A 1,329-nucleotide genomic window follows, 5' to 3' on the forward strand; every position below is an offset into this window, starting at 1 on the left:
TCAGGACCCGCTCCCCCGCGTGGCCAAAGGGCGTATGGCCCAGATCATGTCCATAGGCAGCGGCTTCGGTCAGGTCCAGGTCGGCGTCCGGGGCCACGATGACCGGGGACTTGCCCCCCAGCTCCAGCGTCACCGGGGTGAGATGTCTGGCCGCCGCGGTCATGACGGTCCGCCCCACCTGGGGGCTCCCGGTGAAGAAGATATAGTCGAATTTCTGGTCCAGCAGGGCGGCGTTCTCCTCCCGGCCGCCCTCCACCACGGCGATATAGTGCCGGGAGAAGGTCTCGCCCAGCAGTCGGGCCAGGGCGGCGGAGGCGGCGGGGGCGTAGGCCGAGGGTTTCACCACCGCGGTGCAGCCCGCCGCCATGGCGGCCGCCAGCGGACACAGCGTGAGCTGGACCGGATAATTCCAGGGGGACATAATAAGGGCCGTGCCGTAGGGCTCGGGGTAGACGAATCCCCTGGAGGGGAATTGGGACAGAGGCGTGGGCACCCTCCGGGGACGGGACCAACGGTCCAGCCCCCGCCGGGCCTCCCCCAGCTCGGAGAGGACCAGGGCCAACTCGGTCTCGTAGCCCTCGAACACGGTCTTGTTGAGGTCGGTCTTCAGCGCGGCGAGCAGTTCGGCCTCGTGTCTGCGGACCGCCTCCTCCAGCCGGGCGAGCATACGCCTGCGGAAATCCGTGTTCCGGGTGGCCCCGCTGTTGAAATAGCGCCGCTGGGCGGCAATGATGTCATTCACAGATATGTTCCTCCACAAGATGGGCAAATCCCTGAAAGGCGCTGGGGACGGCGTACAGGGTCCGAAGGGCCTCCCGCCCGGCCCAGACCCAGCCCTCCGGGAGGGCGTCCTCCGCGGCCTGTGCGATGAGGGCCTCCATCTGCCACTCGATATGGGTAAAGACATGCCTGGCCGTTCCGCCCCGTTCCAGCCGCAGCGGCGTGATGCCCCATTCCTCCAGGAGGCCGGGGCCGCCGCCGGGCTCGTTGGGGTACTCCCACAGCCCGGAGAGAAGGCCCTTTTCCGGCCTGCGCCGCAGGGCCACCCGGCCCCGGCGGAAGATGAGGTAGACCGTGCGCGCCTCCACCCGGCGCGCACGCTTGGGCGCTTTTACCGGCAGCTCGCCCGTCCGGTTCTCCAGCAGCGCCCGGCAGAACCCGCGTGCCGGACACCGGGCACACAGCGGCGCACCGTTGGGGAGGCAGACCATGGCTCCCAGGTCCATCATGGCCTGGTTGAAGTCCCCGGGCGCGCCCGCCGGGATCACGGCCTCCAGGGCCCCGCGCATCCGGCGTTTGGTCTCGGGCTTTGTGATGTCGCCCGCGTCT

Annotated in this window: 2 protein-coding genes; both read right to left on the reverse strand. The window is 69.5% G+C overall.

Annotated elements, in window-relative coordinates; all coding sequences use genetic code 11:
* A partial coding sequence (locus tag ABUA09_RS15635) for an aldehyde dehydrogenase family protein (RefSeq protein WP_349949507.1) occupies nucleotides 1–742 on the reverse strand: 742 nt, incomplete at its 3' end.
* Nucleotides 735–1,329, reverse strand: a 595-nt coding sequence (locus ABUA09_RS15640; RefSeq protein ID WP_349949508.1) for an NUDIX domain-containing protein, incomplete at its 5' end; no start/stop codon positions are given. The genes ABUA09_RS15640 and ABUA09_RS15635, both read right to left, overlap by 8 nt.

Origin of the sequence: Intestinimonas sp. RTP31139st1_F5_RTP31139_211217, from assembly GCF_040226735.1 — a bacterium.
Classification (GTDB): Bacteria; Bacillota; Clostridia; order Oscillospirales; family Oscillospiraceae; genus Intestinimonas; species Intestinimonas butyriciproducens.